Here is a 19209-nt window from a genome sequence, read left to right on the forward strand (position 1 = left end):
GTCAGCACAGGACCTCCTCGCCGGTGCGGTGCAGGAACCCGCAGATCAGGCCGAGGTCCCACTCGAGCTGCGTGATGCGCTCGGCGACGTTCTCCGACGGCCAGTCCGGCGCGCCGAAGCCGAGTTGCGCCTCGATCTCGTCCAGCCGCGTCGCGTCGTCGACGTCGCGCCGGGCGGCGGCGGCCTCCGTGACCGTCCGAAGCTCCGCGATGGTCGCCTCGAGCTCGTCGATCCGCTCGCCCTGTCGCTGCAGGACCACCCCGCCCAGGCCGACGACGGCCAGCAGGGCGAGCCCCAGCGCGATCAGCGCCATTCGATTCATGGTCGCCCCCTGACCGTCGGGTGCGTGTGTTGCGCACGCTACGCCGTCTAGAGTTCGGGCGGTGAGGATCGTCATCGCCCGTTGCCAGGTCGACTACGCCGGCCGGCTGACCGCCCACCTCCCGCTCGCCACCCGCGTCATCATGGTGAAGGCCGACGGCAGTGTGCTCGTGCACTCCGACGGCGGCTCGTACAAGCCGCTGAACTGGATGAGCCCGCCCTGCACGCTGACGGTCGGCGACCCGGAGCCGGGGCCGGACGGGGACGGTGCGGGGACCGACGGCGTCACCGCGGTCTGGACGGTCCAGAACGACAAGACCGACGACCGCCTGGTCATCAGCCTGCACGAGATCCTGCACGACTCCGCTCACGACCTCGGCGTCGACCCGGGGCTGGTCAAGGACGGCGTCGAGGCGCACCTGCAGGTGCTCCTGGCCGAGCAGGTCGAGACGTTCGGCGCGGGCTGGCGGCTGGTGCGCCGCGAGTACCCCACGCCCATCGGCCCGGTCGACCTGTTGTGCCGCGACGACCAAGGCGTCGCCGTCGCCGTCGAGGTGAAGCGGCGGGGCGAGATCGACGGCGTCGAGCAGCTCACCCGCTACCTCGACCTGCTCAACCGCGACCCGTTGCTGGCGCCGGTACGGGGGGTGTTCGCGGCGCAGGAGATCAAGCCGCAGGCCCGCACCCTCGCCGTCGACCGCGGCATCACCTGCGTCACCGTCGACTACGACGCCCTCCGCGGCGTCGACGACCCCACCTCGCGGCTGTTCTGACCGGCCGCGGTCAGGCCCGCCCCACGAACGTCTGCCCGCCCTGCCAGCCGCTGTCCCAGGCGTCCTGCCCGGCGTCGGCCGGCACGTCGAGCGCCGGGACGCCGTTGACCCACTCGTAGAACTCCTGGCGGGTGGCGTCGTCGGCGAAGATCTCCTCGATGGGCCGCAGCTGCCCGTTCTCGAGCAGCGACGACGGCGCCTCCTTCAGCTGTTCCGGTGTCAGCGCCCCGTTGTCGACCAGTTGCTGGACGCTGGCGTACCAGCGCAGGTCGCTCGCCTGCTGCTGCTCGGCAGCGACCTGGTCCGCCTCGCTGTCCGATGCGGCCTGCCAGGCGCCGAGACCGAGGTTGACACCCTTCTGGACGGCCCACCAGGTCAGGTGCGGCAGGCCCGGGATCAGCCCCAGCCCGTCCGAGACGTATGTGGACAGTGCCGCCTTCCGGGCCCGCTCCTGGGCGTCGAAGTCCTCGGCGAACTCGCGGCGCGCCTCGTAGTGCAGCGCGCCGAGCGAGCCGAACAGCGACAGCAGCGACTGGTACCGCTCGCCGCCGCCGTTGGCCGGATCGGCCCGGATCGCCCCACTCAGCTGCTGGTCCATGTACAGGCCCATCGCCTCGTCGAACGGGGCGGAGTACTCGAGCTGGTCCTGGAAGCCGCCGAGGAACCGGTAGACCGCGCGGGGACTCAGATAGAAGTCCGGGCTCAGCCCGGTGCCCTGCGGGAAGTCCTGAGGCACCTGGTCCATCGACGAGCCCCGGTCGCCCATCATCTCGCCGCCGTCGATGTGCGAGCCGGCCAGCATCTCGTCGACGTACGCGGCAGCCACCCGCGCCGTCGTGTCCTTGATCGCGGGCGGGATCTGCTCGTGGTCGGCCGAGCCGGTGATGAACTCGAACGCCAGCGCCGCCTGCTCGGGCGTGTGCTCGGTGTCGGGCGGGTCGCCCTGCGAGCCGGTGCCGGCCTCGATGGCCAGGCCGAACGTGTCGGCCAGGTCGGCGCGCTGGGCGGGGTCGCCGGCCGCGTCGTAGACCCGATGCGTCAGCTCCTTGGCCGAGATGTCCTGCTCGGTCAGCACCTTGGTGGCCAGCGCGGGGGAGCGGGCGAGCGTGCCGAAGGCCAGCGCCGCGATGTCGCCGGTCAGGCCGACCGCGGTGTCGCCGTCGCCGAGGGACTGGGCCGAGATGTTGCCCGGGTCGGCCCAGTCGGCGGCGGCGAAGGCGTCGAGCGCCGTCCCGTTCACCGTCTGCTCCACGAACGCCGGCGACCCTGAGAAGTCGCCGTACTGCAGCAGTGCCAGCCGGCCCCAGGCGACCTGCGGGTCGTCCGTGGCCTGGCCGAACCCGCCGGTCAGCTCGCTCAGCCCGTCGGGAGGGGTCTCGTCCATGAGCGCTGTGCCGAGGCCGATGCTGAGCAGCTCGAGGTAGCGCTGCGCGTTCTCGCCGACGCCGGACTCCGGCATGCCCATGGCCGCGGCGAGCCGGGCCGCCGGCTCCGGACCGAGCTCGGCGTAGAACCCGGCCATTGCGTCCGGGTCGTGGGCGAGGGCCTGGAAGTCCTCCATCAGGCCGGAGATGTCGCCGTCGACGCCGCCCGCCTGCTCGAACCGGATCGCGAGGTCGCGGCCCTGCCGCTCGGCCAACGCCGGGTCCAGCACCATCAGGTCCTCGTCGACCTGCACCATCGGCGCGCCCGGCTGCTGGCTTTGCAGCACCCGGGCCAGGCCGAGCCGGCGCTGGGTCTCCTGCAGCGCGGAGTCGACCCACTCCTGCACGACCGCGAGATCCTGGAAGCCGGTGGACGAGAGGCCGAGCGTGCGCAGGTCCGACCGGACCGAGCGCTCCGTCGTCTCCCCGAGGAAGTCGTCGATCTCGCGGCGCGCGATCCGCAGCTTGGCCACGAGGTCCTCGAGGCCGGCCACCGAGACCGAGGAGAACGTCATGCCGGCGGCTCCTCAGGCGGCGCGGCGGCCACGGCGGCGTCGATGTCGCCGCTGATGGTGTCGGCGCCGCGCTGCAGGATGCTCTTGTGGATCTCGAGCGACGTGCCGAAGCCGTCGGCCCGGTTGCCGGTCCACGCCTCGCCGGACGCCATGATCGACAGCGGCGCGTCGAGCGCGGCCTTCAGATCGTCGATGACCCGCCCGACCTGGATCTGCAGCCGTTCGAGGTCGGCGCGCGTGGTGTCGTTCACACCTCCGCACTGAACACCGAGGTGGATTCAGATCCGCTTCACGACTGTGTCATCGCAGCCGAGCGCGCCCTCTAGGCTGTTCGTCATGAGTGCGCACTTCGATGTCGTCGTCCTGGGCGCCGGTCCCGGCGGATACACCGCGGCCGTCCGCGCCGCGCAGCTGGGCAAGTCCGTCGCCGTCGTGGAGTCCACGTACTGGGGCGGCGTCTGCCTCAACGTGGGCTGCATCCCCAGCAAGGCCCTGCTGCGCAACGCCGAGCTGGCCCACATCGTCAAGAACGAGGCCGACACCTTCGGGCTGGTCTTCGAGGGCGAGGTCAAGGCCGACTACTCGAAGGCGTACGAGCGCAGCCGCACCGTGGCCGACGGCCGGGTCAAGGGCGTGCACTACCTCATGAAGAAGAACAAGATCACCGAGTTCGACGGCTGGGGCACGTTCACCGATGCCACCACGCTGGACGTCCGCCTGAACGACGGCGGCAGCGAGACGGTGACGTTCGACCACTGCATCGTCGCCGCCGGCGCGACGACGAGGCTGCTCCCCGGCACGTCGCTGAGCGAGCGCGTGGTCACGTACGAGGAGCAGATCCTCGAGAGCGAGCTGCCGCGGAGCATCATCATCGCGGGCGCCGGCGCCATCGGCGTCGAGTTCGGCTACGTCATGGCCAACTACGGCGTCCAGGTCACCATCGTCGAGTTCCTCGACCGCATGCTGCCGCTCGAGGACCCCGAGGTCTCCAAGGAGCTGGCCCGCCAGTACAAGAAGCTCGGCGTCGACGTGCGCACCTCCACCCGGGTCGACGCCATCGACGACTCCGGCGACGTCGTGAAGGTCACCGTCACCGCGGGCGACAAGCAGGAGGTCCTCGAGGCCGACAAGGTGCTCCAGGCCATCGGCTTCGCCCCGCGGATCGACGGCTACGGCCTCGACAAGACCGGCGTCCGGCTGACCGAGCGCGGCGCCATCGAGGTGGACGACCACCTGCGCACCAACGTGCCGAGCATCTACGCCATCGGCGACGTCACCGGCAAGATCCTGCTCGCCCACGCCGCCGAGGCGATGGGCATCGTCGCCGCCGAGACCATCGCGGGCGCCGAGACGATGACGATCGACTACGACATGATCCCGCGGGCCACCTATTGTCAGCCTCAGGTGGCCAGCTTCGGCTACACCGAGGAGCAGGCCCGCAAGCTCGGTCACGAGGTCAAGGTCTCGAAGTTCCCCTTCATGGCCAACGGCAAGGCCCACGGCCTCGGCGACCCCGTCGGCTTCGTCAAGATCGTCGCTGACGCCGCCCACAACGAGATCATCGGCGCCCACCTCATCGGCCCCGACGTCACGGAACTGCTGCCCGAGCTCACCCTCGCCCAGCTGTGGGACCTGACCGCTGACGAGGTCGGGCGCAACATCCACGCCCACCCGACGCTGTCCGAGGCGGTCAAGGAAGCGATCCACGGCATCTCCGGCCACGTCATCAACCTGTAGATGCGCGGCCGGCCCGTGATCATCCAGGATCGACGACACCATGACGTCGTCGATCCTGGATGAGCAGGTCACGCGCGGTCAGTGCCAGTTGCTGATCTGGACGTCGTGCGGGGCGGGCTCGCCCTTGCCGGTCTCGACCAGTCGCTTGAGGCTCATCAGGAACATGGCCCACTTGGTGCTGCAGTGGTTCATGAACGGCACCGCCTCCTTCCAGCCCTCGTGCCGGAACATCACGACCGCGTACTCGTCCTCCTGGGCGAGCTCGAAGCGGACGTGGGTGCCGATCCACTCCTCGGGCCCCTGGACGACCTCCCAGTGGACGAGCGTGCCCGGCTCGGTCTCGAGGACCTTCATGTCGAACCCGTCCTCGCCCTGCGGGAGGGCGAAGCGGAACCGGATCACGTCGTCGCCGGCGGCGGTGGTGTTCTCGGTCCACCAGCCGGCCAGGCCGTCGATCGTGGTCAGAGCCCTGTAGACGTCGGCGGTGGAGGACTCGGCGCCAATGCGGTGCAGGATGTCGACCATGTCATACCCTCTTCCTGAAGCAACCTTTGGTTGCTTGTCACCTTAGACGAGTCGCCGACGGAAGTGCAACTAGAGGTTGCGTCGAGTCAGTCCTCGGCGTGGTGACGGATCTCCGGGCTGATGGCGCCGTCGACGCAGCGGAGGCGAACCTCGACCTCGAGGTCGTCGCTCTCGAACTTGATCTGCGGATGGTCGTCGCGATCGTCGTCGTCGCTGTCGACCTCGAAGCCCTGGGCGGGGACGGCGCTGACGACCGTGACGGTGCCGTCGGAGTTGCAGTGGGCGATGACGGTGCCGGCGCCGTCGGCGGCGATGCTCTGCGGCTCGGGGGCCGGGGGAGCCACAGGTGTCGTCGACGGCGTCTCCGAGGGTGTCGACGACGGCGTGCCCGTCGGTGTGGGGGTCGGCGACGGCGCCACCGACGGCGTCTCCGTCGGTGCAGCGGTCGGCGCGGGGGACGCGAGGCGCTGCTCGACCTCGGCGGCCGTCAGCGGGTCCTGGCCGGAGCCGAAGATGTCGCTGCCGATCATGCCGACCGCCGTCATGCCGACCGCCGTGGCGCCGGCCGCGGCCGCCAGCCACAGCACGGTCACGGTCCCGACCCGCACGATCCTCGACTTCGCCATGCCCCCAGTCTGCCCGCCGCCCGGGTTAAGCGATCCCTAAGGCAGCCTCAACGGACCCCTCGGACCAGCCACGACGGCGCCGCGTGGGCAGGCCGACCCCGTAATCTCGACCGCATGGCACAGGTACTCGTCGTCGAGGACGACGCGACCATCAGGTCCGCGCTGATCCGAGGACTGACCGAACGCGGGCACGCGGTCCGGTCGGCGCCGACGGCGATGGCGGGGCTCGAGCAGGCGGTCGGCGAGCGGCCGGACGTCGTGGTGCTCGACCTGGGGCTGCCGGACCTCGACGGCACCGCCATGTTGCGCATGCTCCGCGGCGTCAGCGACGTGCCGGTCATCGTCGCCACCGCGCGCGACGACGAGACCGAGGTGGTCGCCGTCCTCGACGCGGGTGCCGACGACTACGTGACCAAGCCGTTCGGCGTCGCCCAACTCGACGCGCGCATCCGCGCGGTGCTGCGCCGCGGTGGCGAGGAGCAGCGCGACCAGGCGGTCACCGTCGGCGGCCTGCGCATCGACCCGCGCACGCGCGAGGCCACCCTCGACGACACCGGACTCGACCTGACGCCGCGCGAGTTCGACCTCCTCCACTACCTGGCGAGCAGGGCCGGCGAGGTCGTCAGCAAGCGCGAGCTGCTGACGGAGGTCTGGCAGCTCCCGTACGGCGGCGCCGACAAGACCGTCGACGTGCACCTGTCCTGGCTGCGCCGCAAGCTCGGCGAGACCGCGCAGGAGCCGCGCTACCTGCACGCCGTCCGCGGCGTCGGGGTGCGGCTGGCCGCGCCGGAGGCGTGAGCTCGTCGACGCCGACCGCCAGGTGCCAGGCGGCGGCGAGTCCCACGAGGGAAAGGTGAACACGTGCGCCGCCGGCTGCTCGTCCTCGTCGCCGCCACGACGACACTCGTCCTGGTCGCATTCCTGCTCCCGCTCGCGCTGCTGGTCCGCGACGTCGCCGCCGACCGCGCGGTGCAGGCGGCCACCGTCGAAGCCCAGGCGCTGACGTCGCTGGTCGCGACGACGGACCGGGTGTCGTTGGGGCTGACGGTCGCCCAGCTCGACGCCGACTCCGCGTCCGACGTGACGGTGTTCCTGCCCGACGGCGAGCGGCTCGGCGCCGACACCGGCCGGTCCCCGCTCGTCGAGCTGGCCGAGCGCGGCACCAGCGCGTCCGCCGAGGCCGACGGCGGCCGCGAGATCGTCTTCGCGGTCGAGGGCCCGGAGGGCAGCGTCGGCGTCATCCGCACCTTCGTCCCGGACGAGCGGCTCGCCCGCGGCGTGGGCCGGGCCTGGCTGCTGCTGGCCGGCCTGGGTGTGGCGTTGTTGCTGGTCAGCCTGGTGGTCGCGGACCGGCTGGGTCGCCGGCTGGTCCGCGGAGCGACGGATCTGGCGGCGGTCTCGCACCGGCTCGGCCGCGGCGAGCTCGACGCCCGCGCGGACACGTCGGCGCCGGGGGAGCTGGGCGTCGTCGCGGCGGCGCTGAACGGGCTGGCCGGACGGATCACCGACCTGCTGCGCGAGGAGCGCGAGACCATCGCCGACCTCTCGCACCGCGTCCGCACGCCGCTGACGACGCTGCGCATGGACGCCGAGGCGCTGCCCGGCGGCGAGCAGTCCGAGCGCATCGTCGCCGACCTCGACGCCGTCGACCGCGCCGTCACCGACGTCATCCAGCAGGCCCGCCGGCGCGGCTCGGCGCCGGACCGGGCCGAGGCCGACGCCGCCGACGCCGTCCGCGAGCGGGTCGCGTTCTGGTCGGTGCTCGCCGAGGACACCGAGCGCGAGCTGACGGTCGACGTCGCGCCCGGGCGGCTGCCGGTCGCGCTCGCGCGCGGCGACCTCGACGCGTGCGTCGACGCGCTGCTCGGCAACATCTTCGCCCACACCCCGCACGGGACGGCGTTCACCGTCCGGCTGGAACCGCGGCCCGGCGGCGGCGCCCGGCTGGTCGTCGCCGACCAGGGGCCCGGGCTCCCGTCGGGCCAGCACACCGGGGCGCTGCGCCGCGGCGTGAGCGGGTCCGGGTCGAGCGGGCTGGGGCTCGACATCGTCCGGCGGACGGCCGAGCAGTCCGGCGGCGAAGTGCGGCTGGAATCCCCGGCGAGCGGCGGGCTCACCGTCGTCGTCGACCTCGGCGGCCGGGCGGCCGGGCCGTCTTAGCCCGGCGTTAACCGTCGCCCAGCGCGGCGCTAGGGCGGCCGGCGGGAACGTGGTGGCAACGCACCAGTCAGGAAGGACACCACCATGAACCGCAACCGTCTCGTCTCCGCCGCGGCCGCCGCGGCCGCGCTCCTCGTCACCGGCGGCGTCGCCTACGCCGTCACCACCTCCGACGACGGCAGCCCGTCGCGGCAGTCGTCCATCACGAGCTCGCCCACGCCCGACGACAGCGCATCGCCGTCGCCGTCGGACTCGCCGTCTCCGGACGACTCCCCGTCGCCCGACGACTCCGCGTCGTCCATGCCCATGCCGGACGACAGCCCGAGCGCATCGCCGTCGCCGAGCGACTCGCCCAGCGCCATGGCGCAGGACGGTGAGGGCATGGGCAGCGGCGAGGCCGAGCAGATCGCCCTCGCCCACGTCGGCGGCGGCACGGTCACCGAGGTCGAGCGGGAGTGGGAGCACGGCCGGCTGGAGTGGAAGGTCGAGATCCACCTCGACGGCGTCGAGCACGACGTCCGCGTCGACGCGATGAACGGCGAGATCACCCGGGTCGACATCGACGACGACCGCGACGACGACCGGGACGACCGGAACGACGACCGTGACGACCGGGACGACGACCGTGACGACGACCGTGACGACCGTGACGACGACAAGCACGACGACGACCGCGACGACGACGACAACAGTGGTCACGGTTCCGACGACTGACATAGTGAGCCCGGGTTCGTGCGTCTGTGAGTGAGGAAGCAGCGCCGACGAGAGGGGCGAGATGGATTCTCGAGCCGAGAGCGAGTTCCGGGAATTCGTCGAGTCCCGCTCGTTGGCGCTGCGTCGTTCCGCGTACGCGCTGACCGGCGACCTGGACACCGCCGAGGACCTCGTGCAGGGGGCGCTGGTCAAGCTCGTGCGCCGCTGGCAGAAGGTCGACAACCCGGAGGCCTACGTCCGCCGCACGATCTACCACGACCACGCCACCCGCTGGCGTCGGCGGAAGATCGTCCGCGAGGACACCATGGCCGCTCCGCCGGACCGGTCGGTCTCCGACGCCTCCGGCCAGGTCGGCGACCGGCTCGACCTGCGCCAGGCGCTGCTCCGGCTGACGGCGCGGCAGCGGGCCGTGCTCGTGCTCCGCTTCTACGAGGACCTGCCCGAACGTGAGGTGGCCGAGATCATGGGCTGCTCGGTCGGCACGGTCCGCAGCCAGACCGCCAGGGCGCTGGCCCGGGTGCGGGTGCTCGCCCCGGAGCTGGCCGCCGACGCCGCTCTCCCCACTCCTGAGGAGGCCTCAGCATGACGCTCGAAGACCACCTGCGGGACGCGCTGGACGATCTCGTCACGCGGGTCCCGCCCCGCGCCGGCCTGGCCGACGCCGTGCTCCGTGAGGCGAACAGGCGCCGGGCCAAGGTCCGGCTCGCGACCGCCGGCACCACCGTCGCCGCCGTCGCCGCCGGGACGATGTTCGTCGTCGCCGACCCGCTGGCGGTCGACGGCGCCGACCTCGGCACCATCGGCCCGGCGGCCCGGGAGCCCGCGGACGCGGGCGATCCCGGGCCGGGCACCGTCGACCTCGACGTGGCCGGGCTGGCCGAGGGTCCCGCGCCCGCCGGCGCCCCCTGGATCACCGACGGCGTGCTGCGCGTGGACGACCAGGAGTTCGCGCTGCCGGACGACATCTCCAGGATCCAGACGATCGAGGCGGTGGCCGGCGGAGTCGCGGTGCTGACCGTCCCGCCGGCCGAGAGCCCGGACGGCAGCCCCGACCTGCGGCTGCTCCTGCTGTCGCCGGACGGCGGCCGCACGGAGCTGGGCGATGGCCCGATCTACGGCTTCGGGGTCTCCGCCGACCGCACCCTGATCGCCTGGGCCCGACACGACTGGGCCACGCACGCGCCCGACGGCGGTCCCGGCCGGACACTGCTCTATGTCGCCGACGCCGCGACCGGCGAGGTGCTGCACGAGCGCGTGCAGTCCGGCGACGGCGGCAGCATGGGTTCGGTCAGGGGCTTCCTCGGCGACGGGCGGGTGCTGCTCGACGCCGCGACGAACGCGCCGACCGGCCTGGCGCTCTGGGACCCGGAGGCCGACACGGTCACGCCGTGGACCGGCTACGGCTTCGCCAACGCCGTCTCACCGGGGGCCGGCCTCGCCGTGCTGTCGCCGACGAACGAGGCCGCGAACCGGGTGCCCGCCGTCGTGGACGCCGACGGCGAGACACGGTGGGAGCTGCCGCCGGACACGCACGTCCCCCAGCACGGGTTCTCGCCGGACGGCCGCCACCTGGCGGTGATCGTGTCGCCCGGGCTGACCGAGGCGCAGGAGCGGGCCGAACGAAGGCTCCAGGACGAGGGCGGCTACGCGACGATCGACGTGCCCCGGTCCGTGGTCGTCTTCGACGCGGTGACCGGCGAGCGGGAGCTGACGGTCGACGGCACCGAGCCCGGCACCGTCACCTGGGAACCGGACGGGAGCCTCGTGTTCGAGGTGTGGAACGACGACCGCACCGTGGCCGGGCTCGTGCGCTGCTCCCTCGACGGACGGTGTGAGCTGGCCGCTCGGCCGCAGGACGTGGACGGCGGCCGGCTGCCCTACCTCGGCGGCGGGCTCTGACCCCGCCGGAGCCGCAGCGGACGCCGTCGGGACCCGGTCAGAAGACGGGCTTGCCGCCGGTGACGCCGAGGACGGTGCCGGAGACGTAGCTCGCGTCGCGGGGGGAGGCGAGGAACACGAACGCCGGTGCCACCTCGGCGGGCTGACCAGCCCGGCCGAGCGGGGTGTCCTGGCCGAGCTTCGCCACCTTCTCCTCCGGCTGCGTGGCCGGCTGCAGCGGCGTCCAGATGGGGCCGGGGGCGACGGCGTTGACGCGGATGCCGCGCGGCCCGAGCTCGGCCGCCAGGTTGACGGTGGCGTTGTTGATGGCGGCCTTCGTGGACGCGTAGTCGAGCAGTGACACCGTCGGGTCGTAGGCCTGGATCGAGGAGTTGTTGATGATCGACCCGCCCGGCTTGAGGTGTTTCACCGCCTCCTGCGTCATCCAGAACAGCGCATAGAGGTTGGTCTTGAACACCCGGTCCAGCCGCTCGGGGTCGATGTTCTCGATGCCGCCCTCGCGGGCCATCTGGTAGCCGGCGTTGTTCACCAGCACGTCCAGCCCGCCGAGCTCCGCCACCGCCCGGGTGACGGTCTCGACGCAGACGTCGTGCGAGCGCAGGTCGGCGGCGTAGGCCGCGCCGCGCCGGCCGGCGTCGGTGACCAGCTGCATCGTGGCGTCGGCGTCGTCCTGCTCCTCGGGGAGATAGGTGATGGCGACGTCGGCGCCCTCGCGCGCGAACGCCACTGCGACGGCGCGGCCGATGCCGGAGTCGCCGCCGGTGATCAGCGTGCGCAGGCCGGTCAGCTTGCCGGAGCCCTGGTACGTCTTCTCTCCGTGGTCCGGCACCGGATCCATGGCGGCGGTCGAGCCGGGCGGCTCCTGCCGCTGGGCCGGGAACTCGGTCGGGCGGTCGGCGTGGTCGGTGGCATGCGACGTCATGCGCGGCCCCTACCCGCCCGACCGGCGGGCAAACGCCGTCGTCAGTCGACCAGGCGGGTGAGCACGAAGACCGGGATCACGCGGGTGGTCTTGGTCTGGTAGTTCGCGTAGCCGGGCCAGACGTCGACGGCGCGCCTCCACCAGAGCTCGCGCTCGTCGCCGACCACCTCGCGGGCGAGGTAGTCGTGCTTCTCGGTGGCGTCCTGCAGCTCGACGTGCGGGTTGGCCTTGAGGTTGTGGTACCAGACGGGGTGCTTCGGGGCGCCGCCGAGCGAGGCGACCACGGCGTACTCACCGTCGTGCTCGACCCGCATGAGGGCGGTCTTGCGCAGCTTCCCGGTCTTGGCGCCGGCCGACGTGAGCACGACGACCGGCGTGCCCCGCAGGGTGAGGGCCGACGTGCCGCCGGATTCCTCGTACTCCTCCGCCTGCTTGCGCGCCCAGTCAGACGTGCTCGGCTCGTACTCCCCGGTGAGCGGCATGTCCACGCCAACCCGCCCGCCGCGGTGCCGTATTCCCCCGGAGGCGCGTGCGGTACAGCAGCCAGACGAAGTACGGCGCTCCCACGATCGCGGTCACCAGACCGGCCGGCAGCTGGGCCGGGGCGATCACCGTCCGGCCCAAGGCGTCGGCACCGCAGACCAGCGTCGCGCCGAGCAGTGCGGCCACCGGCAGCATCCGCGAGTGACGGCGCCCGACCAGCGCCCGGGCGGCGTGCGGCGCGACCAGCCCGACGAACGTGATGACCCCGACGCCGGCGACGGCGGCCCCCGTCAGCACGACGGCGACGGCGAGCAGGATCAGCCGGGCGTGCGGCACGTGGACCCCGAGCACCCGCGGCGTGTGGTCGTCGACGGAGAGCAGGTCCAGCGTGTGCCGCATGCCGAAGAGCAGCGGGATCGCGACGACGAGCGCCAGCGACATCGGCACCAGGTGCTCGAACGAGCGCCCGTAGGTCGACCCGGCCAGCCAGGTCAGCGCCTTGACCTCGTTCCACGGGTCGGTGAGCGTGATGAGCACGACGATCAGCGACTGCGCCGCCGCCGACACCGCGACGCCGATCAGCACCAGCCGCTCGCTGGCGAACCCGCCCTTCGCGGCCAGCAGGAACACCACCGCGGCGGCCAGCCCGGCGCCGAGGCCGGCCACCCCGGCCAGCGCCCAGAAGCTCGCCATGGGCACCAGCGTGATCATGGTGACGGCGCCGACGCCCGCGCCGCCGGCGACGCCGATGATGCCGGGCTCGGCCAGCGGGTTGCGGGCGACGGCCTGGATGAGCGCGCCGGCCAGCGCCAACGACGCCCCGGCGAGCAGCCCGGCGGCGACGCGGGGGAGGCGGGTGTCCATGACGGTGCTGACGATCGGCCCGGCCTGGCCGGACAGCCAGTTGACGACGTCGCCGAGCAGCAGCACGGAGTCGCCGAGCAGCGTGGCCCCGAACGTGACCGCCACCGTCACGGCGATCAGGGTGCCGAGGACGAGGCCGTAGCGCCGCGTGGTCACGCCGCCGCGCACGCCCGCGGCCGGCGGCTCGCCGACGGTGTCCGCGCCGCGGATCCTCCGGGCCAGCGCGACGATGAAGATCGCGCCGAAGATCGTGGTGATGACGCCGGTGGGCACCTCGAGCGCGCCCTGCGACCCGATGGCCGCCCGCAGCGCGACGTCCGACACCAGCAGCATGAGCACGCCGGTCGCCGCCGAGATCGGCAGCAGCGCCACGTGTTTGTGCAGCCCCGGCACCATCGGGGTGGCCAGCCGGACGACGGCGGGCGCGGCCAGGCCGACGAAGCCGATGGGGCCGGCCAGCGTGACGGCGCCGGCGGACAGCAGGACGGCGAGCACGATGGCCCCCGCGCGGACCCGGCGCACGTTGACGCCCAGCATGCGGGCGTGGTCGTCGCCGAGGAAGACGAGGTCGAGCTTGCGGCCGAGCAGCAGCAGCGCGGCCAGCGCGACGACGACGAGCGGCGCGAGCGTGCGGACGCCGTCGAGCCCGTTCTGGCCCAGCGACCCCTCGCCCCAGGCGAACAGGCCGCGGGTCTCCTCGGAGAACAGGATGATCATGGCGCTGGTCGTGCACTGGAACGCCAGCGCGATCGCCGTGCCGGCCAGCACCAGCCGCACCGCCCCGGTGCCGCCGACCCCGGCCAGGGCCAGCACCAGCGCCGCCGCGCCCAGGCCGCCGACGAACGCGATGCCGGCGGCGCCCAGCAGCGGCACCGACACCCCCACCGTCGCCGCCGTCACGAGCGCCAAGTGCGCACCGGCATTGACGGCCAGGGTGTCGGGCGAGGCCATGACGTTGCGCGACACCGACTGCATGGTGGCGCCGGCCGCGCCCAGCGCCACGCCGACGACGATCGCCGCCAGCAGCCGGGGCAGCCGCGAGGCCAGCACGACCGCGCCGGCCTCGTCGTCGCCCCGGCCGACCGCCCACCGCAGCACGTCGCCCGCGCCGACCTGGGCGGTGCCCTGGGTCAGGTGGACGACCGCCGCGCCCGAGATCAGCACCGCGAGCGTGACGGCGACGAGGGGCAGCCGGCCGTACTTCACTGGAGGTGGGCCCTTCCGCCTCAGCCGACGGCGTCGACCGCGGCGTCGACGTACTGCATCATCGAGGTCGGCCCGCCGAACATCCACAGCGAGTCGGGGAAGCGGACCACGTTGCCGGCCTGGACGAACGGCAGCGACTCCCAGATGGCGTTGCCGGCCAGGTTGTCGGCGAACGCGTCGCCGCCGTCGGTGTCGTTGGCCATGTACCAGAAGCGCGTGTCCTCGGGGAGCGCCGTCAGGCCCTCGACGTCGGACTGGGCCAGCCCGTAGACCGGGTCGCCCTCCATGGGCCACGGGTTCTCCAGCCCGAGCTCGGCGAAGACGTCGGAGACCAGCGAGCCCTCGGCGAACGGACGGACGTTCACGGTACCCGCGTCGACCCAGCCGTCGGCGAACGCGACCTGGGCGCCGGCCGCGCCGGCCTCCTCGATGGCGGCCCGGCCCTCCTGGATCTTCGCGTCGAACTCGTCGCGCAACTCCTGGGCGCGGTCCTGCGTGCCGGTGAGCTCGGCGATGAGGTCGAGGTTCTCGAACATCTGGCCGATGTTGTCCTGCGAGTCGCCGCCCGGCATGACGACGACCGGCGTGGTCGCCTCGACCTGCTCGAGGGCGCCCTCGATGAGGCTGTCGGTCACCACGACGAGGTCGACGTCCAGGCTGGCGAGGGTGTCCATGCTCGGCTCGCCCCGGGTGCCGATGTCGGTGACGGTGTCGTCGAGGTCGGCACCGCTGACCCACGCCTCATAGCCCCTGATGTCCGACACACCGACCGGCATGACGCCCAGCGAGACGAGGTTCTCGACGGCGTTCCACTCGGTGGCCGCGACGCGGACCGCGGGCTCGTCGAGGGTGACCTCGACGCCCCGCGCATCGGTGACGGTGATCGGCCCGGCGGCGGGGTCGTCACCGCTGTCGCTGGTCGACTCCGCTGCCTCGGTGGGATCGTCGCCGGACGCATCCTCCGTCGTGCCGCAGGCGGTCGCGAGCAGCACGAACGCGACGGACAGGCCCGCGAGGGCGCGCGCTCTTCTCATCGTGGGGTTCCTCGTGATCGTGGATGTGGGACGGGTGATGCGGGGCTCTGTGGGCGTCAGGCCGTGACGCGCGGCCGGACGTCGTTGTGCCGGCCGACGGCGCGCGTCGAGATGCGCCCGTCGACGGGGTCGACATGGACGTCGACGCGGATGCCGTAGGCGCGGCTCAGGTTCTCAGGGGTCAGAACGTCGTGTGCGGCGCCGTCGGCGGTGACGCGGCCGGCCTCGAGCAGCAGGATGCGGTCGGCGATGGCGGCCGCCTGGTCGAGGTCGTGCAGCACCACGCCGACCCCGATGCCGTGCTCGTCGGCCAGCTCACGCACCACGTCGAGGATCTCGATCTGATAGCGCAGGTCGAGGAATGTCGTCGGCTCGTCGAGCAGCAGCAGGCCGGTGTCCTGCGCCAGGCAGCTGGCCAGCCACACCCGCTGCGCCTGCCCGCCGGACAACGCCTGGACCGGGCGGTCGGCCAGCGCCTCGATGCCGGTCAGCGTCATGGCCCGGCCGATCGCCTGTTCCGCACCCGGGTCGCGGCCGCTCCACCGCGCGCGATGCGGGTGGCGGCCGTACTCGACCAGCTCGCGGACGCTGAGGCCGCCGGGGGTGCTGCGGCTCTGCGCGAGCAGCGTGATGCGGCGGGCCAGCTCCTTCGGGTCGAGGCTGAGCACGTCGGTGCCGTCGTCGAAACTGATGCCGCCGGCGGTCGGGAGGTGCAGCCGGGCGAGCGCCCGGAGGAGCGTCGACTTGCCGCTGCCGTTCGGGCCGATGAGCGCCGTGACCGTGCCCGGCTTCAGCTCGATGGACGCCGCACGCACGACGACGTCGCGCCCGTACGCGAGATCGAGCTCGCGCGCGGCGAGGCCGTCGAGCGGCATGGTGGACGAAACGGTCACGGCGCCAACGTAAGGTACGCCTAAGCTAATTCGCAACCCGGCGTGGTGGCGGGCGAGGCGGGCGACGGTGGTGGTCCCGGCCCACGCACTGTGCTGCCGCCGGTCGTCTTCACTTCCGCGAGTCGTCTTCTGCGTGGTCGTGGAAGCTCAGAAGACGGTTCTGGCTAGTGAAGACGGTTCTGGGTAGTGAGGACGGCCGCCGGTAGTGAAGACGGCCACCGGTGGTGAAGACTCCTGCGAACGTGGCAGCGCGAGGCGGGCTCGGTTCCTCGCCGCCCCGGCCGACCTCCCTGCCTAGACTGCGCGGCATGCAGATCACGAGCGTGGGCGTCGTCGGGTTGGGGACGATGGGGGCGGGCATCGCGGAGGTGTTCGCGCGGGCCGGCCTCGAGGTCGTCGGGGTCGAGCGCGACGAGGCCGCCCTCGACGCCGGCCGGGACCACGTCGACACCTCGACGAGCAGGGCGGTCCAGCGGGGCAAGCTCACCGGCGAGGATCAAGCCGCGCTCCGCCGCCGCATCACCTTCACCACCGACCTCGCCGCCCTCAGCGGCGCCCACCTCGTCGTCGAGGCGGTGCCGGAGCGGCTGGAGATCAAGCGCGAGCTGTTCGGCCGTCTCGACGGCATCGTCGCGCCGACCACCGTCCTCGCCACCAACACCTCCTCCCTCTCGGTGACGGAGATCAGCGTGGCGGTGTCGCACCCGGAGCGGGTCGTCGGCATGCACTTCTTCAACCCCGCGCCGGTGCAGCAGCTCATCGAGGTCGTCCGCACCGTCGTCACCGCTCCAGAGGTCGTGCGAGGCGTCACCGAGCTCGCCCGGCGCCTCGGCAAGTCGCCGGTCGAGTGCGGCGACCGCGCGGGCTTCGTCACCAACGCGCTGCTGTTCGGCTACCTCAACCGCGCGGCCGCGATGTACGAGAGCGGTCACGCGAGCCGCGAGGACATCGACGCCGCGATGACGGCCGGGCTCGGCTATCCGATGGGCCCGCTGGCGCTGCTCGACCTCATCGGGCTCGACACCGCCCACGAGATCCTCGGCACCATGTACCGCCAGGGCCGCAACCGCCTGCATGCGCCCGCGCCCGTCCTGGGCCAGCTGGTCACGCTCGGGTTCCTCGGCCGCAAGAGCGGTCGCGGCTTCTACGACTACGGGCCGGGGAGCGACGGCGCCGGCTCGGCTCCCGCCGGGGCCGCCCCCGAAGCCCGCCGCATCGCCGTCCTCGAGACCGCGTCGGCCGAACCGCTGGCGCAGACGCTCACCAAGGCCGGCCACGACGTCGTCCGCGATGCCGCGGACGCCGACCTCGTCGTCGCACCCGGCGACCCGCAGACGTTCGCCACGATCGCCGCCGCCACCGCGCCCGGGACCGTCCTCGCCGCCACCGGCACCGGGCCGGTCGTCGCCAGCGCCGCCGCGTCCGGCCGCCCCCAGGACGTCGTCGGGCTGCATCTCGCCGGCCCGACCAGCGCCGTCGCCGAGGTCGTGCGCACCGTCGTGTCCGCCCGGCAGGCCGTCGACACCGTCGCCGGGGTCGCCGCGTCGGCCGGGCTCACCCCCGTCGTCTGCGCCGACCGCGCCGGGTTCGTCGTCGACGCGCTGCTGGTGCCGTACCTCAACGACGCCGTCGCGATGCTCGAGACCGGGTACGCGTCGGCCGCTGACGTCGACACCGCGATGCGGCTGGGCTGCCGGTTGCCGGCCGGGCCGTTCGAGCTGCTCGACAGGCTCGGCCCGGCCGCCGCGCTGGCGACCCTGGAGCGGCTGCACGCCGAGGTCCGCGAGCCGGGCCTGGCGCCGTCGCCGCTGCTCGGCCAGCTCGCGACGGCCGGGTTGCGGTTCGCTGACATCTGAGCGAAGAGGCCGGCACACACTGGCGCACTCCGGACATCCTTGACAATCTTGGTGACCCTCGGCCAATCAGGAGGTCACCGTCATGCGCCGTGCCGTCCTCACCCTCCTCGCCACCCTCGCCTTCGTCTTTGCGCTGGTCAGCCCGGCCAGCGCCTACCCGCCGGATCCGCCGTCGCCGGCGCAGTCCGCGGCCCAGCTCGCCGAGTTGACCGTCGCCGCCCCCGGGTCGAGCGCCGGCTACTCACGCGAGAGATTCCCGCACTGGAGCCCCGCCGGGGGCAGTTGTAACACCCGCGAGACGGTGCTGGTGCGCGACGGCTCCGGCGTCACCACCGGCGCCGACTGCTACCCGACCGCAGGCAGCTGGTACAGCGTCTACGACCAGGTCTGGATCGAGGAGCCGGGCGACGTCTCCGTCGACCACATGGTGCCGCTGGCCAACGCCTGGCGCTCCGGCGCCGGCGCCTGGACCGAGGACCGGCGCGAGGACTTCGCCAACGACCTCGCCCGCGGCCAGTTGATCGCCGTCACCGCCTCGAGCAACAGCTCCAAGGGCGACAGCGACCCGTCGGAGTGGAAGCCCGCCAACACCGGCTGGTGGTGCTACTACGCGCGGCACTGGACCGACGTGAAGTACGACTGGGAGCTCACGATCACGGCCGCGGAGAAGGATGCGTTGCAGGACATGCTGGACACTTGCTGACAATCCAGACCCATCGCGCTATAAAGCATGGGGCCGTTGTGTGATCCGCGGCCGTTGTCGTCTTGCCGGGGGGCGTCGTGCGAGGACTTCGAGTGCTGCTCGCGGCGGTGGCGGCGGTGCTGCTGGCCGCGCTGCCCGTGGCGGCCGACGGCCGCGCCGAGCTGATCGACGCCGACGACGCCGGGTGCGGCCGCTACGGCGGCAGCGACCTGGCCGGCAGCGACGCGATCGGCTCGGTCGTCACGGACCAGGGCACGCGGCTCACCGTCTGGCTGCGTGACGACGACTACCGGCTCACCGCGGTCGGCGTGCGCGGCGGCGGGCAGTACCTCGTCTACACCGGCGGGCCGTTCGTCGGCCTGCGCGGGCCAGACCGGCCCAACGGCCGGCCGCGCGACATCGACGACTGGTTCGCGTGCGGCGCGAAGGACGTCGCCGCGCCGCCGACGGCGTGGGTCACCCCGACCCCGCCGCCCGAACCGCCGCCGCGACCGACCGACACGCCGGCCGAGACGCCGGCCGACGAGCCCACGCCGACCCCGGAACCCCCACCC

Annotated in this window: 19 protein-coding genes and 1 pseudogene; 10 read left to right on the forward strand and 10 right to left on the reverse strand. The window is 72.9% G+C overall.

The annotated features are described in order from the left end of the window. Position 1: 1 nt before the first annotated feature. Positions 2 to 313, reverse strand: coding sequence for a hypothetical protein (locus tag E1212_RS17925; protein ID WP_131984896.1), 312 nt, complete (start codon positions 311 to 313; stop codon positions 2 to 4). 70 nt (positions 314 to 383) lie between these two features. On the opposite strand from E1212_RS17925, the gene nucS reads away from it, so the two are divergent. After that, positions 384 to 1094 (forward strand): endonuclease NucS, encoded by a 711-nt coding sequence (gene nucS / locus E1212_RS17930; RefSeq protein ID WP_131984898.1) that lies wholly within the window; start codon positions 384 to 386, stop codon positions 1092 to 1094. 10 nt (positions 1095 to 1104) lie between these two features. Here the strand turns inward: nucS and E1212_RS17935 are convergent, their stop codons facing one another. Both E1212_RS17935 and E1212_RS17940 read right to left on the reverse strand, forming a co-directional pair. Continuing rightward, positions 1105 to 3033 carry a hypothetical protein gene (locus tag E1212_RS17935; RefSeq protein ID WP_131984900.1) on the reverse strand — a complete coding sequence of 643 codons (1929 nt, stop codon included), beginning with the start codon at positions 3031 to 3033 and terminating at the stop codon, positions 1105 to 1107. Next, positions 3030 to 3284: a hypothetical protein gene (locus E1212_RS17940; protein ID WP_131984902.1), complete on the reverse strand. Its 255-nt coding sequence runs from the start codon at positions 3282 to 3284 to the stop codon at positions 3030 to 3032. Before E1212_RS17940 ends, E1212_RS17935 begins: the two co-directional genes overlap by 4 nt. Positions 3285 to 3369: 85 nt before the next feature. Between E1212_RS17940 and lpdA the strand changes: the two genes are divergently transcribed. Beyond that, positions 3370 to 4770, forward strand: a complete 1401-nt coding sequence (gene lpdA / locus E1212_RS17945) for a dihydrolipoyl dehydrogenase (protein ID WP_131984904.1) — start codon at positions 3370 to 3372, stop codon at positions 4768 to 4770. A gap of 78 nt (positions 4771 to 4848) precedes the next feature. Here the strand turns inward: lpdA and E1212_RS17950 are convergent, their stop codons facing one another. After that, positions 4849 to 5295 carry an SRPBCC family protein gene (locus E1212_RS17950; protein WP_131984906.1) on the reverse strand — a complete coding sequence of 149 codons (447 nt, stop codon included), beginning with the start codon at positions 5293 to 5295 and terminating at the stop codon, positions 4849 to 4851. 86 nt (positions 5296 to 5381) lie between these two features. Next, entirely contained in the window at positions 5382 to 5921 is a 540-nt protein-coding gene (locus E1212_RS17955) for a hypothetical protein (RefSeq protein WP_131984908.1), read from the reverse strand. 114 nt (positions 5922 to 6035) lie between these two features. Here E1212_RS17955 and E1212_RS17960 point away from each other — a divergent pair, with 114 nt between their 5' ends. The 5 genes from E1212_RS17960 to E1212_RS17980 all read left to right on the forward strand — a co-directional run bounded on the left by E1212_RS17960 (position 6036) and on the right by E1212_RS17980 (position 10694). After that, positions 6036 to 6719: a response regulator transcription factor gene (locus E1212_RS17960; RefSeq protein WP_131984910.1), complete on the forward strand. Its 684-nt coding sequence runs from the start codon at positions 6036 to 6038 to the stop codon at positions 6717 to 6719. Between the two features lie 63 nt (positions 6720 to 6782). Continuing rightward, positions 6783 to 8081, forward strand: coding sequence for a sensor histidine kinase (locus E1212_RS17965; RefSeq protein ID WP_131984912.1), 1299 nt, complete (start codon positions 6783 to 6785; stop codon positions 8079 to 8081). 84 nt (positions 8082 to 8165) lie between these two features. Beyond that, positions 8166 to 8795 (forward strand): PepSY domain-containing protein, encoded by a 630-nt coding sequence (locus E1212_RS17970; protein WP_131984914.1) that lies wholly within the window; start codon positions 8166 to 8168, stop codon positions 8793 to 8795. Positions 8796 to 8856: 61 nt separating this feature from the next. Next, positions 8857 to 9381 (forward strand): SigE family RNA polymerase sigma factor, encoded by a 525-nt coding sequence (locus tag E1212_RS17975; RefSeq protein WP_131984916.1) that lies wholly within the window; start codon positions 8857 to 8859, stop codon positions 9379 to 9381. Next, the gene (locus E1212_RS17980) at positions 9378 to 10694 is read left to right on the forward strand and encodes a hypothetical protein (protein ID WP_131984918.1); all 1317 of its coding nucleotides are present in this window, start codon (positions 9378 to 9380) and stop codon (positions 10692 to 10694) included. Before E1212_RS17975 ends, E1212_RS17980 begins: the two co-directional genes overlap by 4 nt. A 37-nt stretch (positions 10695 to 10731) precedes the next feature. Here the strand turns inward: E1212_RS17980 and E1212_RS17985 are convergent, their stop codons facing one another. The 5 genes from E1212_RS17985 to E1212_RS18005 are packed head-to-tail and all read right to left on the reverse strand — an operon-like array spanning position 10732 to position 16078. Further along, entirely contained in the window at positions 10732 to 11616 is an 885-nt protein-coding gene (locus tag E1212_RS17985; protein WP_131984920.1) for an SDR family oxidoreductase, read from the reverse strand. Between the two features lie 41 nt (positions 11617 to 11657). After that, positions 11658 to 12098 carry a nitroreductase family deazaflavin-dependent oxidoreductase gene (locus E1212_RS17990; RefSeq protein ID WP_131984922.1) on the reverse strand — a complete coding sequence of 147 codons (441 nt, stop codon included), beginning with the start codon at positions 12096 to 12098 and terminating at the stop codon, positions 11658 to 11660. Beyond that, positions 12061 to 14169 carry an iron ABC transporter permease gene (locus E1212_RS17995; protein WP_238992397.1) on the reverse strand — a complete coding sequence of 703 codons (2109 nt, stop codon included), beginning with the start codon at positions 14167 to 14169 and terminating at the stop codon, positions 12061 to 12063. The genes E1212_RS17990 and E1212_RS17995 overlap by 38 nt, the downstream gene beginning before the upstream one ends. 20 nt (positions 14170 to 14189) lie before the next feature. Then, complete coding sequence (locus E1212_RS18000; protein ID WP_131984924.1) at positions 14190 to 15203, reverse strand: ABC transporter substrate-binding protein; 1014 nt, start codon at positions 15201 to 15203, stop codon at positions 14190 to 14192. A gap of 56 nt (positions 15204 to 15259) precedes the next feature. Further along, positions 15260 to 16078 carry an ABC transporter ATP-binding protein gene (locus E1212_RS18005; RefSeq protein WP_131984940.1) on the reverse strand — a complete coding sequence of 273 codons (819 nt, stop codon included), beginning with the start codon at positions 16076 to 16078 and terminating at the stop codon, positions 15260 to 15262. 326 nt (positions 16079 to 16404) lie between these two features. On the opposite strand from E1212_RS18005, the gene E1212_RS18010 reads away from it, so the two are divergent. The 3 genes and pseudogenes from E1212_RS18010 to E1212_RS30045 all read left to right on the forward strand — a co-directional run. Further along, the gene (locus E1212_RS18010; protein ID WP_131984926.1) at positions 16405 to 17952 is read left to right on the forward strand and encodes a 3-hydroxyacyl-CoA dehydrogenase family protein; all 1548 of its coding nucleotides are present in this window, start codon (positions 16405 to 16407) and stop codon (positions 17950 to 17952) included. An 82-nt stretch (positions 17953 to 18034) separates the two neighbouring features. Continuing rightward, positions 18035 to 18655, forward strand: a complete 621-nt coding sequence (locus tag E1212_RS18015; RefSeq protein ID WP_131984928.1) for an HNH endonuclease family protein — start codon at positions 18035 to 18037, stop codon at positions 18653 to 18655. 92 nt (positions 18656 to 18747) lie between these two features. Next, positions 18748 to 19209, forward strand: a pseudogene (locus E1212_RS30045) (hypothetical protein); the annotation flags it as partial.

Source organism: Jiangella ureilytica, assembly GCF_004348545.1.
In the GTDB taxonomy this organism is placed as follows: domain Bacteria; phylum Actinomycetota; class Actinomycetes; order Jiangellales; family Jiangellaceae; genus Jiangella; species Jiangella ureilytica.